The sequence below is a fragment of the Corynebacterium amycolatum SK46 genome (assembly GCF_000173655.1).
GTDB classification, from domain to species: domain Bacteria; phylum Actinomycetota; class Actinomycetes; order Mycobacteriales; family Mycobacteriaceae; genus Corynebacterium; species Corynebacterium amycolatum_A.
Genome location: NZ_ABZU01000009.1, coordinates 85,617 through 109,730, shown reverse-complemented (window position 1 = coordinate 109,730; position 24,114 = coordinate 85,617). Strand labels below are relative to the sequence as shown.

The 24,114-nt window shown below is 58.6% G+C and carries 22 protein-coding genes; 16 read left to right on the top strand and 6 right to left on the bottom strand.

Going from position 1 to position 24,114, the window contains the following annotated elements; all coding sequences use genetic code 11:
* The first annotated feature begins 113 nt into the window (after window positions 1-113).
* Window positions 114-1,451 (top strand): extracellular solute-binding protein, encoded by a 1,338-nt coding sequence (locus CORAM0001_RS07285; RefSeq protein WP_050773624.1) that lies wholly within the window; start codon window positions 114-116, stop codon window positions 1,449-1,451.
* 19 nt (window positions 1,452-1,470) lie between these two features.
* Window positions 1,471-2,196: a DUF1868 domain-containing protein gene (locus CORAM0001_RS07280; protein ID WP_040361518.1), complete on the top strand. Its 726-nt coding sequence runs from the start codon at window positions 1,471-1,473 to the stop codon at window positions 2,194-2,196.
* Window positions 2,197-2,206: 10 nt separating this feature from the next.
* Here the strand turns inward: CORAM0001_RS07280 and CORAM0001_RS07275 are convergent, their stop codons facing one another.
* The 5 genes from CORAM0001_RS07275 to CORAM0001_RS07255 form a co-directional block, all read right to left on the bottom strand.
* Entirely contained in the window at window positions 2,207-3,217 is a 1,011-nt protein-coding gene (locus tag CORAM0001_RS07275) for a LacI family DNA-binding transcriptional regulator (protein WP_005511025.1), read from the bottom strand.
* Window positions 3,218-3,270: 53 nt separating this feature from the next.
* Window positions 3,271-3,453 carry a hypothetical protein gene (locus CORAM0001_RS11695; protein ID WP_005510984.1) on the bottom strand — a complete coding sequence of 61 codons (183 nt, stop codon included), beginning with the start codon at window positions 3,451-3,453 and terminating at the stop codon, window positions 3,271-3,273.
* 32 nt (window positions 3,454-3,485) lie between these two features.
* Window positions 3,486-4,589 carry a PH domain-containing protein gene (locus CORAM0001_RS07265; protein ID WP_167317513.1) on the bottom strand — a complete coding sequence of 368 codons (1,104 nt, stop codon included), beginning with the start codon at window positions 4,587-4,589 and terminating at the stop codon, window positions 3,486-3,488.
* A gap of 60 nt (window positions 4,590-4,649) precedes the next feature.
* Window positions 4,650-5,138, bottom strand: coding sequence for a PH domain-containing protein (locus CORAM0001_RS07260; protein WP_005510980.1), 489 nt, complete (start codon window positions 5,136-5,138; stop codon window positions 4,650-4,652).
* A gap of 242 nt (window positions 5,139-5,380) precedes the next feature.
* Window positions 5,381-6,655 carry a carboxylesterase family protein gene (locus CORAM0001_RS07255; RefSeq protein WP_005511066.1) on the bottom strand — a complete coding sequence of 425 codons (1,275 nt, stop codon included), beginning with the start codon at window positions 6,653-6,655 and terminating at the stop codon, window positions 5,381-5,383.
* Window positions 6,656-6,763: 108 nt separating this feature from the next.
* Here CORAM0001_RS07255 and CORAM0001_RS07250 point away from each other — a divergent pair, with 108 nt between their 5' ends.
* Window positions 6,764-8,818 carry a M3 family metallopeptidase gene (locus CORAM0001_RS07250; RefSeq protein ID WP_005511036.1) on the top strand — a complete coding sequence of 685 codons (2,055 nt, stop codon included), beginning with the start codon at window positions 6,764-6,766 and terminating at the stop codon, window positions 8,816-8,818.
* Window positions 8,819-8,893: 75 nt separating this feature from the next.
* Entirely contained in the window at window positions 8,894-9,109 is a 216-nt protein-coding gene (locus tag CORAM0001_RS07245) for a hypothetical protein (protein WP_005511099.1), read from the top strand.
* A gap of 357 nt (window positions 9,110-9,466) precedes the next feature.
* Here the strand turns inward: CORAM0001_RS07245 and malQ are convergent, their stop codons facing one another.
* Window positions 9,467-11,686 (bottom strand): 4-alpha-glucanotransferase, encoded by a 2,220-nt coding sequence (gene malQ, locus CORAM0001_RS07240; RefSeq protein ID WP_005511054.1) that lies wholly within the window; start codon window positions 11,684-11,686, stop codon window positions 9,467-9,469.
* 154 nt (window positions 11,687-11,840) lie between these two features.
* Here malQ and CORAM0001_RS07235 point away from each other — a divergent pair, with 154 nt between their 5' ends.
* The 12 genes from CORAM0001_RS07235 (at window position 11,841) to CORAM0001_RS07180 (ending at window position 24,096) form a co-directional block, all read left to right on the top strand.
* Window positions 11,841-13,673: an AMP-dependent synthetase/ligase gene (locus CORAM0001_RS07235; protein ID WP_005511088.1), complete on the top strand. Its 1,833-nt coding sequence runs from the start codon at window positions 11,841-11,843 to the stop codon at window positions 13,671-13,673.
* A gap of 205 nt (window positions 13,674-13,878) precedes the next feature.
* Window positions 13,879-14,565 (top strand): hypothetical protein, encoded by a 687-nt coding sequence (locus CORAM0001_RS07230; RefSeq protein WP_005511067.1) that lies wholly within the window; start codon window positions 13,879-13,881, stop codon window positions 14,563-14,565.
* Window positions 14,562-15,725, top strand: a complete 1,164-nt coding sequence (gene hemW, locus CORAM0001_RS07225; RefSeq protein ID WP_005511011.1) for a radical SAM family heme chaperone HemW — start codon at window positions 14,562-14,564, stop codon at window positions 15,723-15,725. The genes CORAM0001_RS07230 and hemW overlap by 4 nt, the downstream gene beginning before the upstream one ends.
* Before the next feature lie 9 nt (window positions 15,726-15,734).
* Entirely contained in the window at window positions 15,735-16,772 is a 1,038-nt protein-coding gene (gene hrcA / locus CORAM0001_RS07220) for a heat-inducible transcriptional repressor HrcA (protein ID WP_005511093.1), read from the top strand.
* A 2-nt stretch (window positions 16,773-16,774) separates the two neighbouring features.
* Window positions 16,775-17,905, top strand: coding sequence for a molecular chaperone DnaJ (gene dnaJ, locus CORAM0001_RS07215; protein WP_005511084.1), 1,131 nt, complete (start codon window positions 16,775-16,777; stop codon window positions 17,903-17,905).
* Window positions 17,906-17,949: 44 nt separating this feature from the next.
* Window positions 17,950-18,729 carry a 16S rRNA (uracil(1498)-N(3))-methyltransferase gene (locus tag CORAM0001_RS07210; RefSeq protein WP_005510985.1) on the top strand — a complete coding sequence of 260 codons (780 nt, stop codon included), beginning with the start codon at window positions 17,950-17,952 and terminating at the stop codon, window positions 18,727-18,729.
* 12 nt (window positions 18,730-18,741) lie between these two features.
* The gene (locus tag CORAM0001_RS07205) at window positions 18,742-19,770 is read left to right on the top strand and encodes a PhoH family protein (protein ID WP_005511086.1); all 1,029 of its coding nucleotides are present in this window, start codon (window positions 18,742-18,744) and stop codon (window positions 19,768-19,770) included.
* Window positions 19,771-19,786: 16 nt separating this feature from the next.
* A complete protein-coding gene (gene ybeY, locus CORAM0001_RS07200; RefSeq protein WP_005511056.1) occupies window positions 19,787-20,320 on the top strand; it encodes an rRNA maturation RNase YbeY in 534 nt (177 codons plus the stop codon).
* Window positions 20,317-21,645, top strand: a complete 1,329-nt coding sequence (locus CORAM0001_RS07195; RefSeq protein ID WP_005511037.1) for a hemolysin family protein — start codon at window positions 20,317-20,319, stop codon at window positions 21,643-21,645. Before ybeY ends, CORAM0001_RS07195 begins: the two co-directional genes overlap by 4 nt.
* Before the next feature lie 4 nt (window positions 21,646-21,649).
* Window positions 21,650-22,591, top strand: a complete 942-nt coding sequence (gene era, locus CORAM0001_RS07190) for a GTPase Era (RefSeq protein WP_050773626.1) — start codon at window positions 21,650-21,652, stop codon at window positions 22,589-22,591.
* Window positions 22,592-22,595: 4 nt separating this feature from the next.
* The gene (recO, locus tag CORAM0001_RS07185; protein WP_005511001.1) at window positions 22,596-23,345 is read left to right on the top strand and encodes a DNA repair protein RecO; all 750 of its coding nucleotides are present in this window, start codon (window positions 22,596-22,598) and stop codon (window positions 23,343-23,345) included.
* 28 nt (window positions 23,346-23,373) lie between these two features.
* On the top strand, window positions 23,374-24,096 hold the full coding sequence (locus CORAM0001_RS07180) for an isoprenyl transferase (RefSeq protein WP_167317512.1): 723 nt from the start codon (window positions 23,374-23,376) through the stop codon (window positions 24,094-24,096).
* The last annotated feature ends 18 nt before the right edge of the window (window positions 24,097-24,114 follow it).

The following is a 24,114-nucleotide window of genomic DNA, read 5'->3' as shown; positions in this document are numbered from 1 at the left end:
GGATTGCTGCTCGCCTCAATTCCGATGTTGATTCTGGTTACTATCAGCCAGAAATTCCTCTCTCGAGGTCTTACAGCCGGTGCGGTGAAATAAGAAGGGTAGTGCAACAAACCATGAAGATTTCATATAAGAAAACACTGGCAGCTTTAACCATGATTACCGTCGGTGCTCTTACAACGGCCTCGTGCTCTGCCGCGGATGACGGAGGATTGAAGAGGAATGCTGACGGAGAGATCGTCGTTGATTTATGGCATGCGCAGTCTGGTGATGCTGGCAATCTTCTAGACAAGTTGGTTGAGCAATTCAACGAAGAACAACAAGGAAAGATTGAAGTCAATGCAGTCTACCAAGGCAGCTATGAAGATAATTTTGCAAAGCTAGCTGCGACTATTCAGACCGGTAATGTTCCAACATTGATGCAGGCATCCGACGTTCAGACTGCATACATGAAAGACTCTGGTATCACGTTGCCGATGCAGGAGGCACTGGGTGAACAGGGAGCCGAAATTAGGAATAACCTCCTGCCGGCAGTGAGCAATTACTACGTCATGGACGACGAATTGTGGTCGATGCCGATGTTTGTTTCCCAGCCGGCTGCCTATATCAACACCGATATTCTGAAGAAGGCCGGAGTTGATCCGACCACGCTCGTCACATTCGACGACTACCTCGATGCGGCCGACAAGATTTACGAGGTCACTGGCACTCCGGGACTGGTCTTCGCTACGTCAGCTTGGTTTAACGAGGAGTTCGTGGCTGGCCTCAATCAGACGTACTGCACACCCGGCAACGGCGTAGAAGGCGAGCGAGCTGATGGACTCGGATTCCTCAATGATGAGTTCTATGCGCTGTGGGACCGTCTTCAGCAAGGCTATGAAAAGGGTTCAATTGTGGATGTCGGTGATAGCGGCTCTGATGGCGCAGCGTTGCTCACTTCGGGAAATGTGGCGATGCAGTTCAACTCCTCGGGCAATGTAACGTCCGTCCAGGAAACTGGCATTCCATTTACTATTCGGCCGCTCCCGCGTGCCAGTGAGAAGGCCGGAGCAGTGCCTGGCGGAAACTCCCTGTGGATCCTTAAGAACAACAAATCCCAAGAAGAGATTGATGCGGCGGCTGAATTCGCCAAGTTTGTTGCATCGGATGGCTGGCAAGAGCGAGTTCTCCCAGAATCTGGTTATATTCCGGCAACCAAGTCCGCAGCAGAACACACTTCGGGTCTGCCTTCTCAGCAAATGGCATTGGTGAAAAATCTGGTAGAGACTCCAGCTACAACAGTTACAGCGGGCTGCCACATCGGCGCGATGAGCCAGATTCGTAGCGAAGTTGATACAGCCGTACAGTCTGTTGCGAAGGGAACCGCACCACAGGAAGCATTCTCCAAGGTTAATGAAGCAGCTGAGCTCGCAATCGAGCGTTATGAAACGCGGGCAGCTGTTACTGAAAAATAGAAAGGGACTCTCAATTCAAATGAATAACGCAGGCACTCGCATCGAAAGCCCACTACGCGAATTCAGCGATCAGTTGCGACACGAGCTAGGGCAGCCCCCGATTCAGGAGGATCGAAATGCTCGGCGTAAGTGGCTGACGGCGAGTGAGCCCAATCGCTACATCGGTTGGACAGTCGTTGCGAACGTTCCGATGGGTGCCCCATTTATGGACGCTGCAGTCAAAGTCCTGGACTCAATTAAGTCTGATTACCAGGCAGGTGAGTGGAGCATTCATCCGCTGACTAGTTTGCACATGACTGTGTTTTCTGGCCAGACTCAATATGACTTTGAGAAGACGGGAATCAACCTGCGTGAAGGTCTTGACCGCGCCACTGATGCCGTATCGGAACTTGTTTTTCCAGATGTACCACTGGTAGTAGAGGCGACGGACTTCGCGCGTTGGGATGAAAACCTCTCGCTTACCGTGGTCCCAGCGACAGCTGAACTCACTGAAGCACTTGCGGAGTTTCGGGACACTATTGCAGAGAAGACAGGATTCCGCCGAGCCAATCACGACGATGTCCGTTACCACATCACGTTTGCGTACCGGCTAACGCCGGAAGAGCAGGGAACTCAGGTCAATCAGGATGAGATGTTAAAGCCATTTTTGGAGGAAATTCAGGCACTGGGGCCAATTCGACTCGAACGCCCGATTTTTAGCATCTTTGATTCCATGGTGTCTTTCCCTCCAACACGAAAGATGTAGGTCCGGAAAGCTAAAGCTCGATTCGGGCTACTGTTGTTCCCTTAGTAATCCAACCACGAACAGACTCTCTAATGGGCGGGGTGGCAGGTGCGCGACCATCGATTAAATCATTCATGTTTGAGGCTGCTACTTCAGCTATTTTTTCCACTGGCTGGCGCAGGGACACCAAACCCAGCAAGTCGCCACCGGGCAATACTCCGTCAGAACCCATGATGGACAAGTCCTCTGGTACTCGAATGCCTTCGGCACGGAGTAAGCGCCACAACTGCAAGGCACGTTTGTCATGCAGCGCGACAACGGCAGTAGAGTCGCTTCCCCTGATGACACGATTGAGGATGTCAGAGTAATCAGGCTCATGTGTCACATCAACTGGATGCGTAGTCATTCCCAGTTTCTCAGCATGCCGAATAAGTGCATCGTTCCTAGCCCAGCTACCCATCGAATACTCCATTTCCACGGTTTCGATGACAATTTCTCGGTGCCCCATGGAATAGAGATGTTCGGCCATCATTTGGCCATGCGACTCTTGGGCGTAAGCGACATTGTGCAGAGTTTCATTGGGCTCAGGGCGACCAACTACCATAATCGGCAGTCGTTTCGCATAGTTGGCCACAGCTTCCGAGGGAATTGTGCCGGAAGCGACAATGATGCCTTTGACCCTCAAAGAAACCAGGTTTTGTAGAAGTCGTTCCTCGTTAAATTCCCGATACGGGCCAACGACGGATTCCTGAATAATGTGCCTTCCAAGTCGCAGAAATTGGTTTTGTAGATGGTAGTTCAGTTGGGCGTAGATGGGCGTATAGATATTTCGGATCAGGAGTCCGACGCTCGTATTTTCTCCGGACCGAAGGCCACGTGCTGAAGCAGCCGGAACGTAGCTTAGTTCTTGAATAGCGGTTTCTACTGCCTCGCGAGCTCGGTCTGACACGCGATCGTCGTTTTGCAGCACGCGCGAAACAGTGGACTTGGAGACACCTGCGCGCGCCGCTACGTCATAAATTGTGATGTTAGATCTAGCCATTTGGGGAATCCTTAACACACGTTCAAACAACCGCTGGCAAGCTAAAAAGCTATCTACACAACTTTATGTTCTTCGATGATGTCTGCAAGATGGTACGCATCATCCAACTTCAACTCCGTTGCCACCGGTGTGACGGTTCCTGGCACCATGTCAATCCGCACGTTCGCCACTCCCGCCGCTTTCTTCAGCGGAGAAATGGTTAGTGTATGCCCCTGGATGCGCTGCCAGGGGACCATGAACCGCGTATGCCAGAACCGGCCCTTTGTCACTAAAAGACCCCGCCGCGTGGCCTGCACCTTTTGGATTTCCAGTCAATTGGGCTGAGCCACCGAGCTGCACGTGGAGTCTGCCAGGAGCCCAACAGGTCATCGGCAGAGGCTGGTCCCGAAATCTCAGTCATTAGAAAGTCGACAATTGAATCCGCCTCCGCCGTCGGCGCCACTGGCACCAGTGTGTTGTTCGACTGCGTGCTGTCCAGGCCATAGCCCGCCACCGAGACATCGGCACGGGACCATTTCCACGGGCGCCACCACAGTGGCTGCACCACTTTGAAGCCATGAATGCGATCTATGGGAATGGTTTGAGCGCGCGTCGACAACAGTCCGGCGGTAATCGCCAGGCGTCTGCTTTCCGACGACACCTTCAGCGTGAAATCCCACGACTGATTTAGTACCCCGAAAAGGCCGACAGCGAAACTGCCAATCACAATCAGAGTAGTGATGGTTACGCCGCTGAGGATTTCCACGATGAGGTCGGTGAACAGCGCAGAGACAACGGCGAGGAGGAATAGAGCTAGGCCGACGAAAAGACCGGGCCCAATGGCCACGGATGCGGCCAACCGTCCGACATCGACCGGGCCAAAGATGGTCTTCGCGTCGGACATGTGGGAGGACATGTGGGTGTTGGAGTCTTGAGCAGCGGCGGGGCTGTCGCCGTCGTAAAGCGAATGTGCCAGCTCGGTGTCCAGCTTTTCTACCTCGCCCAACACGTCAGCGCGGAACTGTTCGCATTGCGGGGGAGTGAGGTATTTGATTGTGAAGTGCGAATCGGAGCCGCCGGCTGTTTCAATAACGATTTCGGCGAGCCCGAAAATGCGCGCCAACAATGGTTGGTTGATATCCACCGCCTGCACGCGGTCGAGCCGAGCCGCGCGTCGAGAACGCAGTAGCCATCCGGAGCCGTAGCGAACCTCATCGTCGGTGAGTTCGTAGAACGTATATCGCCAGGATAGCCACGAGAAAAATGCAATCAGGCCAATAATTATGGCGACCGCGCCGGTACCGATAAGCAGACCGAGCCATGCCCAGTCGTAGAGCTGAGTCACGACAGCAACGGCCAGTTGCCACTGATTTGCAACTGCGAATGCAGTCACCGCAGCGATTGTGGCGAAGCTCTTGAGCAGCGGAGATAGTGGATGAACTCTATGCCTCATTTAGAGACCTGCCATTCGGTCATGGGCGCGCTGAGATAGACGGGCGCGCAGGGCGAGAGCTTCTTCACGTGGCAAACCGTGGACTGCAGCATCCGAGCTTGCCGATGCCGTGTTGAGCTTCAGCGTCGCCAGCCCGAACAGTCGAAGCAGCGGTCCTTCATCGATGTCGATGAACTGGATTCGTCCGTAAGGGACGACAGTGACCGAGCGCCACCAGCGTCCGGACGCAACAATGAAGTCATTGTCCCCTTCGAGGTATCGGTGGGCGCGAACTCGGCGGCCGATGAGCCAGTAGATATATGCGAAGTAGAGCACGCAGGCGAGGACACCCAACCACATCCACGGAGTCCACATCACAGCGGTGACGACGGCGGCAATCGTGATAACTAGCAGAGGAGCGGCGTGCGCGATTCGCTTCACCTTAGCCAGCGCGGGGTCGACTGGCTGTAGCGCGGAATTCTCGGGGACTAATAAATCAAGAGGCTCCATAGTTGACAGTTAAACACAGAGGGTAAAGCTTGCGTCTGGCCTGGTGCTTCGGTAAGAACGGTGGCTATGGATCGCAGGAAACTCATAGCCGTACTCATCACGCTGATCACCATTTTGGTCTGCGTAGAGATTTATCGGTACATGCAGACTCTGCCGGCCTAAGTTGCTGGGCTCAGTTGTTGAGCACAACAGCACAGCGCTAACCAGCGCGGCCTAAGTCGAAGCCTCACCCGCCTTATGTCTTATGCGCCAAAGAGCTGGCGCGGAGCCGCCCACGCATCGATGGCGATGCCCTCGACTGCCTGGGCGTCAGCGCCGGCAAAGGTAGTCACCTTGCGGTCATCGTTGTAGCGGGGCATGTGTGAGGTGCCTTCGCGGATGAACTCGACCGCCACTTGGTGGAATGGATGGTTGGGCTCTTTCATACCGAAGAAGCGTGCAATGTCGATGCAATGCGGAGCACCACTGGTGCGGCCAGCAGGTGCATAGCCCAACCCTTCTCCCGGTTCGAACTGTGCCGCCCACACATCCAGCCCGGCCGCCACGGACCGTTCGGCGACTTTAACAGCGTAAGAGCGAATCGCTGAGTCAGAAATGACATTTCCCATCGGACGCTCGGCATAGGCGTTGGTGGGGTACTCGCCGTGGCCGCGATGCCCCTTGGCGTAGCGCCGAGCCATCCACTCCCGCATGGGCAACTTGTCCATCGCCACAACCGGCGGTTCTGAGAAGAACTCCTCACTGGTGGCAGTCACCATTGTGGGCAGTGTGGGAGCAAAGCTGTCAAAGCGAGGCCCAATTGCCGGATCCGAAGGCGAGGATGCCGACACCAGTTTCTGGGCCCGAGCGACCTTGCGTTCATCGGCACGCGAAAAGACCTCGGTGGACGGAGCACGTCCCACACCGATGCCCGCCAACGTGCGGCGGAGGCGCGAGCCTGACAGCAGTGAGAAGGCGGGCGACATGGCAATGGTGCGTTGGATCTGGCCGCGCGTGCGTTCGTCGGCTGCGAGGGAGAGCGCCAGCGCCGCACCCGCCGATTGCCCCGAGATAGTGATGTTGTCGATATCGCCGCCGAAGGCAGGCGCGTTACGACGAGCCCACTGCAGCCCCAGATACAGGTCATCAATGGCCCGGTAAGTCTCTGTTTCACTGTCGCGCCAGAAGCCCTCGAGGCTCTTGCGGTATCCAAGCGAAACGGTGACGATGCCCGCCTGTGCGAAGGCCGTCGCGTCCGTCCAGGGTTCGGAGGGATGCCCAAACTCGTAGCTACCACCGTGGATCCACAGCAATACGGGATAGGAAGCGTCCGCGGGCCCAGCCGGTGCGGTGACGGTGAGAACTAACTCGCGCTCGGGTTCACAGCGTCGAGTGCCCGACTGTGGGCCGTCTGCCACCGGTGCCGACGCGGCGAACGGAGCAGCATCTGCGTAATCAATATTGAAAACTTGTATTGCGCCATCGTGAATACGGCCGGTCAGTTGCCCGCAGGGAGCGGAAATAGTCGTCTCTGTCATGGCGGAAAACGCCTCCTCGTCACGGTTGGTCCTGCCAGAAGGGCGGGGAGTCTGTTTCAGACGGTAGGCGCACTCTGGATTTTCGAGCACGCTACAGTTGAATTCACTATGACCAATGATGCACGAAATCCACTGTTGACACCGTCGGAATTGTTCTGCGAATTGCCAGATTTTGCGGCAATCGATGACAGTCACGTTCGCGAGGCCTTTAGCGAAGCAATGCGCAGCCATGCGCGCGAGATTGACACCATCGCCACGTCGCCGGAGGCACCGACCTTTGTTAACACCATCGAGGCGATGGAGAAAGCCGGCCAGGATCTGGACCGCGTCGCTGCTTATTTCTTCAACGTTGCCGGTACGGACGCCACCGATGTCCGCATGGAAATTGAAGCCGAGATTGCCCCGCAGCTCACAGCACACCTGGATCAGATTCGCATGCGCAGTGACCTGTGGCAGCGCATCAATGCCATTGACAGCGTTGACGATGCCGCCAACCCGGACGAGGCGAAGCTGCTGCTGAAGAAGGTCCGCGAAGACTTCCAGCGCGCTGGTGCGGACCTCAGCGACGAGGACAAAGCCGAGCTCAGCCGCATCAATTCCCGCCTCTCTGAGCTTTCCACCGCCTTCGGCGAAAACCTGCTGAAGGACACCGTTGCGCGCGCCGTGGAAATCTACGACCGCGAGGAACTCGCCGGGCTTTCCGACGACGCCATTGCGTCCTTCGCCGCCTACGCGAAAAAGGCAGACACCGATGCGCCGTGGCTGATTCCGCTGGACCTACCGTCAACTCCGGCACAGCTGGCTGACCTGGATAATCCTGCTACTCGCGCCAAGCTCTACGAAGCCTCGCTGGGGCGCGCGGGTGCTGCCTCCGGCAAGTTCGACAACTCCAACATTGTGCTGGAAATGGCACGCCTGCGTGCCCGCCGCGCCAAGCTGCTCGGCTACAACACGCATGCGGATTACGTCATTGCCAAGGAGACGGCAACCACCGCAGAGGCTGCTCGGAAGCTCATTGCAGACCTGGCGCCAGCTGCCATTGCCAATGCTGAAGGCGAGTACAAGCGGGTCGCTGATCTGGCTGGCGATGAGACGGTCACTGGCGCTGACTGGCCATACTGGGAGCGCCGTCGTAAAGCGGAAGAATTCGCAGTCGACACGGAGGAACTCAAGAACTACTTTGAGCTGCACCGCGTCATCGAAGACGGCGTGTTCTACGCTGCCCGCAAGCTCTACGGCATCGAGGTAATCAAGCGCGAGGACCTGCAGGGATACGCGCCGGGCACGACCGTGTGGGAGGTACGCCAGGGCGGAGGCGAGACCATCGGCCTGATTATTACGGACTACTTCTCACGCCCGACCAAGCGCGGTGGAGCGTGGATGAGCTCGTTTAGGGATCAGTCCCGTCTGCTGGGACGTCTGCCAGTCGTGGTCAACGTGATGAACATCGCCGAAACCGAGCCGGGAACCCCGGTGCTACTGACGCTCGACGAGGTCACCACCGCCTTCCACGAGTTCGGGCACGCCCTCCACGGTCTGCTTTCCGACGTCACGTACCCGACCTTCTCGGGCACTAACGTCCCGCGCGACTTCGTGGAATTCCCCTCTCAGATCAACGAGAACTGGGCGCTTGAGCCATCCATTTTGGCCAATTACGCCGTCCACGTTCGTACCGGTGAGCCGATCCCGGCCGAGCTAGTCGAGTCGGTGAAGAAGGCCCGCACCGCTGGTGAGGGATTCGCCACAGTTGAATACCTCGCGGCTTGCGCCATCGATCTTGCCTGGCACAGCCTCACTGAGGAGGAAGCAGCTCAGGTCACCGATGTTGACGCTTTCGAAGCGGAAGCACTCGCTGAACTCGGCCTCGACGTTCCCCACCTGGCTCCGCGTTACCGCTCCCGCTACTTCAACCACATCTTCGCCGGCGGTTACTCGGCGGGCTATTACTCCTACCTGTGGGCAGAGGTGCTCGATGCGGACGGTTTCGGTTGGTTCACCGACAACGGCGGCGCCACAATCAGCGGCGGCAGCCACTTCCGCGAGGAGATTCTCTCCCGTGGTGGTGCCATCGACTTTATGGCCGCCTACCGTGCCTTCCGGGGTCGCGACAAGGACATCCAGCCGCTCCTCGAACGCCGCGGACTGTCGGGCACTGATGCCTAGCTTCACGCTTTACGACGATCCCCGCGACCGCCGCTCACTGGTTAATCCGGTCACCGGCAGGGTAGGTTGACACTCATGGCAGAAGCATTCGACAGAGTAGGGCAGTGGCTGATTCAATTGCCACTGCTTGCGCAGGTCAGCGTGCTATGCGTGGTTCTGCTGGTAGTCGGAGGGTTTGTTGCTTTCGTTCTCGTTGGTGCAATCGATGTTGTCAGCGGTCGTCTGTGGCAGAGGTCGGTGCGCCGGCGGGAGCGTTCGCAGGAGCTTCGAGGAGCGGGCAGCGAGAGCTAGCCGATGAGGTAGTGGCCTGCGGATAGCTCACCGGGAGGCCCGAAGAATTGAGCTGGGACAAGCCCCCTTTAAGCGTTGGATCGCTATCGCTGCCCTAAGGTATGTCTTAAAGTATTAGGAAATTTGCCCAACAGGCTAGAGTTGGGTAGTTCGCAAAAATCTCGCAGTAGGGAGCTGAGTTAGCATGCATCGGTCGAGGCACTCGAAGGTCCTACTTGCCCTAATCGTTTTGCTTCTTCTCATCCTCATCGCTGGTGCAGTCACCGATTTCCAGTTTTAGCCTTGGTTTTAGTGCCAGGCACATAGCCTGAAAAATCGGTGAACAGCAAAATGAGGGATTAGGCGCTCACGAACTAATTAACGCTTGAATCCGGAAAAGCGAGGCAGGTCCTCGACAAGCACGGCCTTGCCCTCGGCATCGGTTAGCGGAATGCACCAGTTCGGGTACTGGTCGTGGGTCGTGCCCGGCTGATTCTGGGTACGACGATCGCCGACCATGTCCACCAGGGCCTCACACTTCAGCGCGGATGGCGTCTGGTCGAGGAAGCGGTGCAGACCCGTGACCAGTGCGTCAATTGGTGGCAGATTATCGCGGGTAAGGGACTGAACATCCATGTTCGCGGCAGCCGTGTCACCAAAGCAGCCGGCTTCCTTGGCCGCGCCCAATACCTTTCGAATCCACTCGAAGTCCCGGCGGTCTTCCTCCGCGACGTCGGAAAGCAATAGCCCCAGGCGTTTCCGCAGCTTGATGTGCTCGCCTGCGAGGTAGCCTGCCGTCGGCGGCAAATCGTGCGTAGTGATGGAGGACAGGCACAGGCTGCGGTAAGCGCTCGGTGGTTTCGGCTGGTCGCCCTCGGATTCAAACCACGCAATCGAGGTGCCCATGATGCCCCGTGAGGCCAGGTAGTCCTGCACCCACGGCTCGAAAGTGCCCAGGTCTTCGCCTACGACGACGGCCCCAGCGAGCTCGGCCTCAAGTGCGAGAATGCCGACCATTGCCTCGTGGTCGAAGTACAGGTAGGTGCCATTGACGGGGGACTCCATCCGCGGCATGACCCAGAGGCGGAACATGCCCAGCACGTGGTCGACACGAATGCCACCTGCGTGGCGAAGGATTGTGCGCAGCATGTCGCGCCAGGGGCGGTATCCGGCCTCGGCTAGTTTGTGCGGGTTCCACGGCGGCTGCGACCAGTCTTGACCGCGCTGGTTAAAACCGTCTGGCGGTGCGCCAACAGAGATAGCGGGAGCGAGCCATTCCGCGAGGTTCTCGGCATCCGCACCGCCAGGGTGCACGCCGACGGCAAGGTCGGCCATGATGCCGATGCGCATACCCGCATCCAGGGCGGCTTCTTGCGCCTGACCGAGCTGCTGATCGAGAATCCACTGCACCCAGAGGTGGAACTGGAAGATCTCCTCCCGCAGTGATTCGACACTGGCATGGTTGCCCAACGGAGGGATCAACTCGATACCGTTTTCGGCTACGGCACCAGAATCGGATGTGGCAGCGCGTGCAGCATCGCGGGCAGCAGTTCGATCCGCGAGCTCGCGCTCGGTGCACCACGACGCGTAGTCATAAATGCCACGCCCCTCGGCCTCGAGCCAACGGTCAAATTCCGCCTGTCGTGCGCTGGACAGGGGGATCTTGTGAATTGCCCGCAATACCCTGAGCTTTGCAGCGTAGATGGGGTTGCGGTCAATCTCATCAGGGCTGTGATTGAGCTGGTGGAAAGAGTCCGCTAACGCGCGGGCTTCATCGGCCTCGTCCTTGTCCAGGTACCCGAACTCGTCGATAAGCTCTGGGCGCGCATACAGCGGATTGACATAGCGGCGCGTGGTGGGCAGATACGGCGAGTCTTCTACCGGAGGCAGCGGCTCTGCGGCGTGCAACGGATTGATGAGGACGAAATCAGAGCCCGCGTGCTGAGCGCTGACCTGTGCCAAGTCGCCGAGGGTAGCGAAATCGCCGATACCCCAGCTGCGGCTGGAGCGTACCGAGTACAGCTGTGCCATGACACCATGCGCAGGATTCTGCACGTACCTGTCGGCAGTGGCGAGACGGTTGGGGGTTACGGCCACATCGCACTCAGCGACGTTGTCGTCGTTGACTGCGCGCAAGCGGTGCCAACCAAGTGGCAGATCCTCTGGAATTGCGAAGGCGGCTTCTCCCATCAACACATCGCCGACCTGGCGTGGCGGTACCAAGTGGTGCACCTGAGCGCAGGGCCATTCTGCGCCGTCCTCCAGTTTCACAGTCACGCTGACATTGCTGCCGTGAGGGACGTGAACCAGAACTCGGTGAAAGGTGCCCTGGCGGGTAACTACCACGGGCGGGAGAAGGCGAGACCACTGCGTGTCTGCCCACTCACGACGGGCGTCGTTGATTTCGGCATCGCTGGGATCTGGGCCCAAATCGATGTCGAGAGCAGCGAGAGTTTTTAGCACTGTCTCACGAGAGACGTGCACGAGTTGGCCCTCGGTGGAGTAGTAGGAAACCCCAACTCCGACATCTTTAGCGAGGTCGGCGAGTGGAGAGGAAAGGGGAGGATTGGAAGCTGCCTGTGTCACTCTTTCCATCATGCCAGTTTCGAAAAACTTTGCCAGCAGTAAGACAAATCACTTCGTTATCGAAATATTTACTGAAATCACAACGGCGTAGGGTTTGATGTTCTAAGTTGATTCCTAACGAAACCAACGACGGACAGAACTACCGAAAGTAGGGGTTTGTAACTCGATGCGTGAATATACTACCGAGGCGAAATACGTCATCGGCGAGGACGAAACGATTATTACCTCGCTGCAGGAGCTGGTGCAGAAGCGCCCGAAGCTGGTGCTTTTCACCCGCCCCAAGAACTTTGAGTGGGTAAATGTCACCGCTCAGGAGTTTTATGACGAGGCAAAGGGTGTCGCTAAGGGGCTAATTGCCAACGGTGTGCAGCCGGGCGACCGCGTAGCGCTGCTCAGTGAGACTCGCTACGAGTGGAACCTAATCAATACCGCTATCTGGATGGCAGGCGCTGCTGTTGTCCCGATTTACGGCTCTTCTTCGTCTGGCCAGATTCGTTGGATTATTGAAAACTCCGGTGCTGTTTTCGCATTTACTGAGTCGCGTGAGCACACCGACCGCATGAAGCCTCTGCTGGTCGAAAAGGGCACTGAGAACCCGGAGGGCGAGTCCCAGCTGCGTCGTGTACTGGAGATTAACGCTTCCGCTACTGACACCATTAGCTACGAAGGCCGTGACATTGACGGCGACGAGGTCGAGCGTCGCATCAAGGACACCAAGGCCGACGACCTGGCAACCGTGATTTACACCTCCGGTACCACCGGCCGTCCGAAGGGCTGCGTGCTCCTGCATAGCAACTGGCTGGCGGAGGCTCGCGCCATCCTCACCAACGAGATTGGCCTGATTGCCCGTCCTGGTAACCGCATTCTGACCTTCCTGCCGTTGGCGCACGTGTTGGCTCACGCAGTGTCCCTGGCTTCGATGATTTCCGGTGCTACCCAATCTCACTGGGCAGATACCAAGACCGTCACCCTGGAGTTCCAGCGTTCCCGTCCGCACATGATTCTCGGTGTGCCGCGCGTGTTCGAGAAGGTTCGTGACTCCGCCTACGCCTCCGCTAAGGAGAAGGGCGCATTCGGGCAGGCCATGTTCGAGCGTGCTGAGGCCACCGCCATCGAGTACTCCAAGGCGCTGGATACTCCGGCAGGTCCGTCGCGTGTCTTGAAGCTGCGTCGCGAGCTCTACGATCGCCTGCTGTTCTCGAAGATTCGCGCGGCTATGGGTGAGGCCGTGCAGTACACCATTTCCGGTGGTTCGGCTCTGTCCTCTGACCTCGGGCACTTCTTCCGTGGTCTCGGTGTGCCTGTCTACGAAGGCTACGGTCTGACCGAGTCCACGGCTGCCATCACCGTGAACAACCCGAGCGAGCAAATCATTGGTACCGTTGGCCGTCCGGTCGGTGGCTGTTCCGCCGCTATCGCTGATGACGGCGAAGTTCTGCTCCGTGGTCCGGTTGTGTTCGACCGCTACTGGAAGAACGAAGAGGCAACCAAGGAAGCCTTCATCGACGGCGAATGGTTTAAGACCGGTGACCTCGGTGAGCTGACCGAAGAAGGCCACCTGAAGATCACCGGCCGCAAGAAGGACCTGATTGTCACCGCCGGTGGTAAGAATGTCGCGCCGGGCCCGATGGAAGACCGCATGCGTGCGCACCCGCTGGTGTCCCAGGCTGTCGTCATCGGCGATGGTCGTCCGTTCGTCTCCGTGTTGGTCACTCTCGATGAGGAGGCACTGGAGAAGTGGAAGATTGAGCACTCCGTCCCCGAGCACACCTCGATCCGTGAACTCGCTGCCTCCAGCGCAGTTTTGCGCGCCGAGATTCAGGACGCCGTCAACTCCGCTAACGAGCTGGTTTCTCACGCAGAGGCTATTAAGAAGTTCCATATTCTGGACAGTGACTTCACCGAGGAAAGCGGTGAGCTGACCCCGACCATGAAGGTCAAGCGCAACATTGTCATGGACAACTACTCGCGTGACATTGAGGCTCTCTACCAGCGTTAATTCACGGTCTGCCAGCCGTCGATAGAAAACGGCAGCGTGTTGTTACCGCGCTAGCGCCCCTCACCCCATTAAGGTGAGGGGCGCTAGAAATTTTTAAGGAGTTTTCAGTTTTCGAAAGTCGGCATTCGTCAATGTTCGTCGATATTCGAAAGCGGAAAACTGCGATGATGTCACCGACACCGAAGACGTCGTGGGAGGGCGGGCAATGATTAACCACTTCGATGCTCGGCTACGCCTGCGCGAAGTGACCCAAGAACTCTACGACATTGGTGACGAAGTTGCCGAACACATCGAGCACCTCGCTGAGGCGGTTGCTGATGTAGATCGTGAGTTGGTGGACGAATGTGTCCTCGAGCTCGCTGACATCGTCGACGAGGCCGTTGAGGACTGCCGCCCGCTAATTGGTGAACTTGATGGTCTACGCCAAGCGTTTACCTCAGGCATTCGCTCGGGGCGCATCGGTACTCTTTCCTCCGCTTCGACACCGCGGCGACACCCGCATCCGGCACCGAAGTCTCCGGATGTGCAGTCATTGTCGCTCATCCCGGCGCCATTGAAGCATCCGGTTGCAGTCCCTACGGTCACGCAGGCAATGATTGCCCGCTCCGATGCCGTGGCCTCCTACCTGGAGGAACTAGCCGACTGGGTTTCCGCCGAAAACATCCGAGGCGTGGAAAAGCTCGGTAGTGTGGTGCTTCCGCAGCTGTACGCGCAGTCTGGTCGCCGAGCACTATCCGCTGCCGCCGCTTGGTGTGTTGCTGTTCCCGAGACTCATCCGGCAGTTGCCAATGCGCTGCGCGGCCGCAGGCCTCCGGAGTTCCTGATGGAACGCGCCCGCATCGATGAAATTGTCCGCCGCGTCAAGCAACGTCGAGCCAAGGAGCATGCGTGAGCGAAGCCTCCGCACACACCGATTCCTTCGGTGTCTACTTACACGTACCATTCTGCGCCACCCGTTGTGGCTACTGTGATTTCAACACGTACACGCCAGGTCAGCTGGGCAGTGGCGCAACGCAGGGAGACTACCTCGATGCCATCGTGGCTGAGCTCGAGATGGCCGTCGTAAAGCACCCTGAACTCGCGCGTGGCGCCGATACCGTATTCGTCGGCGGTGGTACGCCGTCGATGTTGGGGGCGAGCGGTCTTCGTCGTCTGCTCGACGGTGTGCGCAATAGCTTTGGGCTTGCCGACGACGCCGAGGTCACCACCGAGTCGAATCCCGAGTCGACCTCTCCGGAGTTCTTCGAAGGCCTGGCCGAGGCAGGATTTACCCGTGTGAGCTTGGGCATGCAGTCGGCTGTGCCGCATGTGCTTACCACTCTGGATCGCACGCACACGCCGGGGCGTCCTGCGGCAGCGGTGGCGGAGGCACGCGCAGCTGGTTTTGAGCACATCAACCTCGACGTTATCTATGGCACGCCAGGGGAGTCGATGGCCGACCTCGATACGACGTTGGAGGCGGTCCTGGCCACGGAGGTCGATCATGTTTCGGCGTACTCGCTGATCGTCGAGCCAGGTACCGCAATGGCGCGTAAGGTTCGTCGCGGTGAGCTGCCGATGCCTGACGACGACGATCTCGCCGACCGCTACGAGCGCATCGATGCTGCACTGAGTCAAGCCGGTTTCTCCTGGTACGAGGTGTCCAACTGGGCAAAACCGGGCGGCCAATGTCGCCACAACATGATCTACTGGCGCGATGGAAATTGGTGGGGTGCGGGTCCCGGTGCACATTCGCACCTGGATGGCACGAGGTTTTACAACGCCAAGCATCCGGCTCGCTACGCGGCGACTATTTCCGGCGGCGAGTTGCCAATCAAGGATTCAGAGGAACTAACCGCAGAGGATCGGCACACCGAGAAGATTATGCTGGGCCTCCGCCTGGCCGAGGGCATCGATGCCAATCTGCTCGGTGAGGATGAGCTGGGCAAGGCACGTCGGCAAGCGGAAGCGGGCATGGTGGAGTTTGTTTCCGTCGATGGTGGCCAGCGGATTCAGCTGACCAATCGCGGTCGTTTGCTGGCCGACGCAATAATTGTTGACATCCTTAGTTAAACTATCCGCATGTCATCTCAGACGGATAAGCGCAGGCAGGAAGTTCTTCGGGCAATTGTCTCGGATTACGTAGCTTCCCAGGAGCCCGTTGGCTCGAAGGCTCTGGTGGAGCGCCACAATCTGGGTGTGTCCTCGGCGACCATTAGAAATGACATGGCGGTGCTGGAGGCCGAGGGGTATATCCAGCAGGAACATGCATCGTCCGGGCGCATCCCGACTCAGAAGGGCTACCGCCTTTTTGTGGACAACCTTTCGCAGATTAAGCCGCTGTCCCGGGCTGAGCGCCGAGCTATCCTCGAGTTCCTCGAAGGCGGTGTCGATCTGGAGGACGTTCTGCGCCGCAGTGTGCAGCTGCTGGCCCAGCTGACTCGCCAGGTCGCAGTGGTGCAGGTTCCGACGCTGGAAGTCTCCCGCGTCCGGCACTGCGAGGTCGTCCAGCTCGCCGACGCGCGGTTGTTGCTGGTAGTCATCACCGACACCGGGCGCGTGGAGCAGCGCAATGTTGAACTGCCAGCACCGATGGATCCCGATCTCGTGCCGCTCTTGCGCGAGCATTTCAACCGTGCAATGTCGGGGCACACGCTTGCCGACGCGTCGATTGCGATCTCCGATCTTGCGGCTAACGCCCCGCGTGATTTGCGGGATGTGCTTATTCGCTGCTCGACGGTGCTGGTGGAGTCGCTGATTGAGAAGCCGAATGACAGACTCATCCTGGCCGGAGCGTCGAATTTGACCCGTGGTAATATGGCCGGTCGCTTACCTTCTACGTTGCCCATGGTTCTTGAAGCTCTCGAAGAACAGGTGGTCGTGCTGAAACTGCTGTCGGCCGCGCAGGATTTGCACCACGTTCGCGTTTCTATCGGTGAGGAAAACGAGGACGAGGAGCTGCGCGCTACCTCAGTTGTTTCAACTGGCTATGGCACCGGCACCGAAATTTTGGGTGGCATGGGAGTAGTTGGCCCCACATTTATGGATTATCCGGGAACAATTTCCTCGGTTGCTGCTGTTGCACAGTACGTTGGCCGGGTATTGAAAGGAAGTAGCTAAAGTTGGCACGCGACTATTACGGCATCCTCGGAGTGGAGAAGGACGCTACGGACGCTGAGATTAAGAAGGCGTACCGAAAGCTGGCGCTCAAGTACCACCCAGACCGTAATCCGGGTGATGAAGAAGCTGCGGAGAAGTTCCGTGAGGCCTCTGAGGCGAACGAGGTCCTGCTGGATCCTGAAAAGCGCCGGATTGTGGATATGGGAGGAGACCCTCTCAATCCGCAGGGCGGTATGCCAGGCGGTGGCTTCGGCGGTTTCGGTGGCGGCGGAGTCGGCGATATCTTCGAGGCATTCTTCGGCGGTGCCGGCGGGACCCGTCAGCGTCGCTCGCGGGTACAGCCAGGTGCAGATGCTCTGCTGCGTATTTCTCTGGGCCTCGATGAGGCATTCACCGGTGTCCGCAAGCCCATCACGGTGGACACCGCGGTGCTGTGTGACCAGTGCGAGGGAACCGGCTCGAAGTCCAAATCCAAGCCGAAGATTTGTACCAGCTGTGATGGCACTGGCGAGATTCAACAGGTCCAGCGTTCCTTCCTGGGCAATGTGATGACCTCGCGGCCGTGCCCGACTTGTGAGGGCACCGGCGAAATCATCCCCGATCCCTGTGACAACTGTGGTGGCGACGGCCGCGTGCGCGCTCGCCGTGATCTGACGGTAAACGTTCCGGCAGGTATCTCTGATGGCATGCGTATTCGCATGGCAGGTCAGGGCGAGGTCGGCCCGGGCGGCGGCCCGGCGGGTGACCTCTACGTGGAAGTTGCCATGGACCCGCACCCTGTATTCGAGCGTGAGGGCGACGATCTGCACTTTAACGTGCAGGTGCCCATGGCTGACGCTGCTCTTGGTACCGAGTTTGAGGTCGACGACCTGCTCGGCGAGCCAATGACCATCAAGGTTGATTCGGGCACCCAGCCGGCAGAGCAGATTCGCCTGTCGGGTAAGGGCATGCCACATCTGCGCGGCGAGGGCAACGGCGACGTGGTCGCACACGTCGATGTCACGGTGCCGACGAAGCTGGACCGCAAGTCCCGCGAGCTGCTGGAGAAGCTACGCGAGCACCGCGATGATGATGCCAAGGTGGCAGACTCGAGTGAGCGCCGCGGTTTCTTCTCCCGTTTCCGCCGCCGTTAAAACACGCCATCCCCAACGCCCCCTCCAGTGAGTGTGAAGCACACATGAGTTTGCCCGTATTCCTCGGTGAGTTCACCGAGCTGCCGCGCCCGGAAGAAATCATTCGAATCCTTGGGTCGGAGGCAAAACACATCAGCGTTCGCAGACTGAAGGCGGGCACGGAGATTCTTCTTGCCAATGGTGCGGACAAGGTGGTGCGGGCACAGCTCATGCACGTAGATTCGCGTGAGGTCCACGTTCGCGTGATTGCCGCCGAGGAACGTCCACGTCCGCGCCCGCACGTCACTGTGGTGCAGGCACTGCCGAAGTCGGATCGTGCTGAGCTTGCGGTCGATTTGATGACCGAGGCCGGGGTCGATGAGATTATCCCCTGGGCGGCCGTGAATTGTGTGGCCCGATGGCAGGGTACCGCGAAGGTCACTAAGGCCCGCGCCAAGTGGCAGTCGGCTGCGCGCGAGGCAGCCAAGCAGGCTCGTCGTGCATGGATTCCGCCGGTCGCTGACCTGCATAGCTCCGCCGATATTGAACAACTCATCCGGGAAACCACGTCAGCAGGTGGTGTGGCAGCCGTTTTGCACGAGGAGGAAACCGCTCCGTTCGTGAAACTCGCCGCACAGGCAGCAAACGCTGACAAGGTTCTTTTCATCGTCGGCCCAGAAGGGGGAGTCAGCCCCGGAGAACTCGAGGCCTTTCGTGCCGCGGGTGCGAGCTCGGTAGTACTTGGCCCGACAGTTCTCCGCAGCGCCCTCGCGGGAGCTGCTGCTCTTTGCGCACTGGGTCCGTTGACAAAGCGCTGGGGCGGCGCACCCACGCGTGGTCAGTAGGATAGACGCATAATGACAAAGTATTCAGTAACTGCTCGTACCACCGCCGTCGTCGAGCTCGATGACAATCTCGCGCCGATTGTGGTCGGTCATGCGGACCAGAATTTACGTCTGTTGGAATCTCTGCTGGCAGCGGATATTCATGTCCGCGGCGGGGTTGTGACCATTAAGGGCGCCCCGGCGGATGTTTCGTTGGCTGTCCGTGCGTTCAAGGAGCTAGAGGCGATGGCCCGTCGTGGGCATGAGCTCTCGCCGGAGTCGGTGCGGCACGCGGTGGGCATTGTGGATCGCGGGGAGAAGTCCGCCAGCGAGGTGCTCGGTGGCGGCATCGTGACACATCGTGGCAAGACCGTGCGTCCCAAGACCGAGGGGCAAAAGAACTACGTCGATGCCATCGACCGCTATAACGTTGTTTTCGGTATCGGCCCCGCCGGTACGGGCAAGACCTTCCTGGCCATGGCCAAGGCCGTTGCTGCGCTGAAGAATAAGCAGGTAGAACGCATTATTCTGACTCGCCCCGCAGTGGAGGCGGGTGAGAACCTGGGCTTCCTGCCGGGTACTCTGCACGAGAAGATTGACCCCTACCTGCGCCCATTGCACGATGCGATGCGTGAAATGCTCGAGCCAGAGCTGATTCCAAAGCTGATGGAAACTGGGGTAGTGGAGGTCGCACCGCTGGCGTACATGCGCGGCCGTACCTTGAACAATGCGTTCATCATTCTCGACGAAGCACAGAACACTACTCCGGCGCAGATGAAAATGTTCCTCACCCGCCTGGGCTTCGGTTCGAAGATGGTGATCACCGGTGACGCCAGCCAGGTCGACCTGCCTCGAGGGCAGAAGTCCGGTCTGGCCGTCGCCCGTGAGGTGTTGCGCGGCGTGCCGGGAATCGCTTTTCCGGCGCTGGCCGCTGCAGATGTGGTGCGCAACCCGCTGGTAACCGCAATTGTCGAGGCCTACGATGACTACGATGCCTATAACGAAGGTATTGAGCAGGGCGCCGAGTCCCCACAAAAGCGACAGTCCGCCACAAAGCGATAAAGGACGCTGAAGTTACATGAGCATTGAAGTTTTCAACGAGTCCGGTCAGGGCGTCAATGAAGAGTCGCTTATCGACGTTGCCCGTTATGCGCTGGGCCGCCTGGACGTGCATCCGGCAGCTGAGCTGAGCATTCACATTGTCGACTTGAAGACGATCGAAGACCTCCATGTGCGCTGGCTGGATCTGCCGGGTCCGACGGATGTGATGAGCTTCCCGATGGATGAGCTCACTCCCGGCTCTGGCCGACCAGACGCAGCTAGCCCAGGGCCTGCGATGCTGGGCGATATTGTGTTGTGCCCGGAGTTTGCCGCGGGGCAGGCTGAGCGTGCAGGCCATCCGCTGAGCCACGAGTTGGTTCTGCTCACCGTGCACGGGGTACTACACCTGTTGGGCTATGACCATGTCACGGCGGAGGAAGAGCGCCAGATGTTCTCCCTGCAAAATGGCCTGTTGGCGGATTGGTACGACGACATCGATCGTCGTGGCGTGAGCTTTTCCGAAAAACCAATTAACCCCAATGCGTTCCCGGAGCGTTCTAACGAGCGATGATCACTTTGATAATTGTCGCCGTTGTGGCGATGATCTGCGCTGGCGGACTCAACACAGTCGAAACTGCGGTCGCAGGCATTTCCCGTGCGCGCGTGGCAGAACTGCAGCATGACGAGGTCGCAGGTGCTAATGCTCTTCTCAAGGTCGTAGAGAATCGGGCTCGGCACGTAAATGTGTTGGTGATTTTGCGTACGCTGTGCGAATCAATCGGTGCAGTGACGCTTGCGGCAGTCTGTCTCAAGCTTTTCGAGCCGGAACGCTGGGCCATTGTGGCTGCAGTGGTGTTGCTGGCTCTGTTCACCTTCCTGGTCCTCGGGGTGTTTTCCCGCACGATGGGTCGGAAGAATCCGTACTCGATTTCCCTTGCCACCGCGGTCGTCCTGAGTTTTATGGCCAAGGTGTTGGGGCCACTTGAAAAGTTGCTGATTTGGTTCGGCAACATCATCACCCCTGGTGGTGGTTTCCGCGATGGCCCGTTCGCCACCGAAGTCGAGTTGCGCGAGATGGTCGATATCGCCCAGGAGCGCGGCATTGTGGAGCACGATGAGCGCCGCATGATTCAGTCTGTGTTTGATCTCGCGGAAACGTCGGCACGCGTTGTTATGGTTCCGCGCCCAGAGATGGTGTGGATCGAGGCGGATAAGCACTGTGGTCAGGCAGTGGCTCTATGCGTGAAGTCGGGTCACTCGCGACTGCCGGTGATTGGCGAGAGCGTTGAGGACATCGTCGGCGTCATTTACTTAAAGGACATTGTCCAGCAGACGTACTCGCGTACTGATGGCGGTCGCGGTGTCCGTGTCTCCGAGGTCATGCGCGACTGCGTCTTTGTGCCCGACTCCAAGCCACTGGATGATCTGCTCGATGAAATGCAGCGCACCCGCAATCACATCGCCATTCTCATCGACGAATACGGATCGGTCGCCGGTCTTATCTCTATTGAGGACATCCTCGAGGAGATTGTCGGTGAGATTGCCGACGAATACGACGAGGCCGAGCAGGCCCCCATCGAACCGCTGGGGGATGCCTCCTACCGCGTGCAGGCGCGCCTCAGCTTGGGCGAGCTCATTGAGCTTTACGACGAAGCTCATGGGCGCGAACTCGTCTTCGATGACGAGGTCACCGATGAGGTGGATACGGTCTCCGGTCTGTTGGCATATGAGCTTGGACGTGTGCCACTGCCGGGTTCGTACGTAGAATATGCAGGACTGAAGTTTACCGCCGAGGGCTCGCGTGACCGTCGTGGTCGTATGCGAGTACGCACTGTGGTGGTGGAGCCGACTGCGGAGTTTTACTCCGAGGAAGAAGATACTGATGGGCAATCTTGATGACATGCTGGCCAATGCTGGACTTGGCGGAGCTGCTGATGATTACAGTGCGCCGGAGGGCTTTCGCTCTGGGTTCGTCTCTATCGTGGGGCGTCCGAATACCGGTAAGTCCACGCTGACCAATTCCCTGGTGGGCGAGAAGATCGCTATTACCGCTAACCAGCCGGAAACCACGCGTCATCCAGTCCGAGGTGTAGTCCACCGCGAGAACTGTCAGATTGTTGTCGTGGATACGCCAGGTCTGCACAAGCCACGCACGCTGCTCGGCGAGCGCCTGAATGACATGGTTCAGGAGACCTACTCCGATGTGGACTTGGTCGCGATGGTCGTGCCTGCCGACGAGAAAATTGGCCCTGGTGACCGCTGGATTTACGAGAATGTCTCCAAAGGTTGCAAGAACATCATGGGCATTGTGTCCAAGGTGGATAAGGTCTCGCGCGACACCATTATTGAGCGCCTGATCGAGCTGCAGGAGTTGCTCGGTCCGGATGCCGAGCTGGTGCCACTGTCGTCGAAGTCCGGCGAGAACATCAACACGCTGATTGATGTCATGGCTTCCCAGTTGCCGGAGGGTCCGCGCCTGTACCCGAAGGGGCACATCACCGATGAGGATCTGCACACCCGGATGGCAGAGCTCATCCGCGAGGCGGCCCTCGGCGGTCTGCGCGATGAGTTGCCGCACTCCGTGGCGGTCCAGATTGATGAGGTGCTGCCAAACCAGGACCGCGAAGGCGTCCTGGATGTCCACGCCGTTATCTATGTCGAGCGTTCGGGGCAGAAGTCCATCCTCATGGGGCGCGACGGTCGACGCATGGGCACCACCATTCACAAGGCTCGTAAGGAACTCATTGCGCTGCTCGGTCAGAATGTTTACCTCGACCTGCGCGTGAAGGTGCTGAAGGACTGGCAGTCGGACCCGAAGCAGCTGGGCAAGTTGGGATTCTAAAAAATTGGTCGAGCCGTATCGCGACCGTGCGCTGGTCGTGCGCCGCTACGACCTCGGCGAAGCCGACCGCATCATCGTCCTTTTCACCCGCGACCACGGCCTAGTCCGCGGTGTCGCCAAAGGTGTGCGCCGCGCGAAGAGCCGATTCGGCTCTCGCTTGTCACCATTCGTCGACGTGAATGTCAACATCTACCCACGCCGGGGGCTGTCCACTATCGCAGGCGCAGATACCGTGCGCACGTGGGCGGCACCGCTTGTCGACGACTATGCGCGCTACACCTGTGCGTGTGCAGTCCTGGACGTCGCCGAACGCATTGTCGGCGAGGAGCAAGTACCGGCTCCCGAATTGTGGGACCTCGCCACCCAATCGCTCGATGATATTGCAGCCAGGCGACATCGTCCCGATTTGTTGTTGACCTCCTACATCCTGCGGGCAATGGCGCAAGCCGGCTGGCAGCCGAGCCTGTTTGAATGCGCAGGCTGCGGCAAGGCCGGGCCACATCATGCGTTTTCCCCCGCACTGGGCGGAGCAGTGTGTACCAACTGCCGGCCACCGGGTGCGGATACTCCGCCGACTGAGGTTCTGCATCTGATGTGGCAACTTGCCCATGAGCAGTGGTCGGGCATCGATACGTCGTCAAGCGAATTCGAGGGACGGATGGCGACGGCGCGTACCCTGACGGCGAAGTACCTGCAGTACTACCTGGGCCGCCGAGTGCCAGCGCTGGAACACGTGGATGCTTTTTGGCAGTAAACAGTAGCGGTGGGGCACAATAGGAAGCGTGTTGAATCCTCCTGTACCGCAGCAATTCGTGCCCAATCACATCGCGCTCGTGATGGACGGCAATGGTAGATGGGCGCAGCAGCGTGGGCTCAAACGCACTGAGGGGCACAAGCGTGGTGAGGCCGTGCTGATGGAGTGCGTCGATGCTTGTTTGGAGATGGGCGTCAAGCACCTGTCGGCTTACGCATTTTCCACTGAGAATTGGCACCGTTCGGTCGATGAGGTCCGATTCCTTATGGGCTTTAATCGCGATGTGCTGCGCCGACGTCGTGATGAGCTGGATTCGAAGAACGTTCGCGTGCGTTGGGCAGGGCGTCGTCCGCGACTGTGGCGCTCAGTGATTAAAGAACTGGAGATTGCCGAGGAGCAGACGAAGGACAATGACGCGCTAACTCTGTATATGTGCGTCAACTACGGTGGCCGTGCCGAAATTGTCGACGCTGCCAGGGAAATTGCTCGTCAGGCAGCAGCAGGGGAGCTCAGCGAATATGACTTGACCGAGAAGTCTTTCGCGCAATTCCTGGACGAGCCAACCATGCCGGATGTTGATCTGTTCCTGCGTCCGTCGGGCGAGCAGCGCACGTCCAACTTCTTGATCTGGCAGTCCGCCTATGCGGAGATGGTCTATCAGGACAAGCTTTTCCCGGATTTCGGTCGGGATGACATGCGCGCCGCAGTGGTGGAGTACGCCAAGCGCGACCGTAGGTTCGGCAAGGCCTAAAGCTGGTTTTTTGGGGCG

Coding starts and splice junctions, on each gene's coding strand:
- CORAM0001_RS07285 (WP_050773624.1), top strand. CDS start 114: ATGAAGATTTCATATAAGAAAACACTGGCAGCTTTAACCATGATTACC.
- CORAM0001_RS07280 (WP_040361518.1), top strand. CDS start 1,471: ATGAATAACGCAGGCACTCGCATCGAAAGCCCACTACGCGAATTCAGC.
- CORAM0001_RS07275 (WP_005511025.1), bottom strand. CDS start 3,217: ATGGCTAGATCTAACATCACAATTTATGACGTAGCGGCGCGCGCAGGT.
- CORAM0001_RS11695 (WP_005510984.1), bottom strand. CDS start 3,453: ATGGTCCCCTGGCAGCGCATCCAGGGGCATACACTAACCATTTCTCCG.
- CORAM0001_RS07260 (WP_005510980.1), bottom strand. CDS start 5,138: ATGGAGCCTCTTGATTTATTAGTCCCCGAGAATTCCGCGCTACAGCCA.
- CORAM0001_RS07255 (WP_005511066.1), bottom strand. CDS start 6,655: ATGACAGAGACGACTATTTCCGCTCCCTGCGGGCAACTGACCGGCCGT.
- CORAM0001_RS07250 (WP_005511036.1), top strand. CDS start 6,764: ATGACCAATGATGCACGAAATCCACTGTTGACACCGTCGGAATTGTTC.
- CORAM0001_RS07245 (WP_005511099.1), top strand. CDS start 8,894: ATGGCAGAAGCATTCGACAGAGTAGGGCAGTGGCTGATTCAATTGCCA.
- malQ (WP_005511054.1), bottom strand. CDS start 11,686: ATGATGGAAAGAGTGACACAGGCAGCTTCCAATCCTCCCCTTTCCTCT.
- CORAM0001_RS07235 (WP_005511088.1), top strand. CDS start 11,841: ATGCGTGAATATACTACCGAGGCGAAATACGTCATCGGCGAGGACGAA.
- CORAM0001_RS07230 (WP_005511067.1), top strand. CDS start 13,879: ATGATTAACCACTTCGATGCTCGGCTACGCCTGCGCGAAGTGACCCAA.
- hrcA (WP_005511093.1), top strand. CDS start 15,735: ATGTCATCTCAGACGGATAAGCGCAGGCAGGAAGTTCTTCGGGCAATT.
- CORAM0001_RS07210 (WP_005510985.1), top strand. CDS start 17,950: ATGAGTTTGCCCGTATTCCTCGGTGAGTTCACCGAGCTGCCGCGCCCG.
- CORAM0001_RS07205 (WP_005511086.1), top strand. CDS start 18,742: ATGACAAAGTATTCAGTAACTGCTCGTACCACCGCCGTCGTCGAGCTC.
- ybeY (WP_005511056.1), top strand. CDS start 19,787: ATGAGCATTGAAGTTTTCAACGAGTCCGGTCAGGGCGTCAATGAAGAG.
- CORAM0001_RS07195 (WP_005511037.1), top strand. CDS start 20,317: ATGATCACTTTGATAATTGTCGCCGTTGTGGCGATGATCTGCGCTGGC.
- era (WP_050773626.1), top strand. CDS start 21,650: ATGCTGGCCAATGCTGGACTTGGCGGAGCTGCTGATGATTACAGTGCG.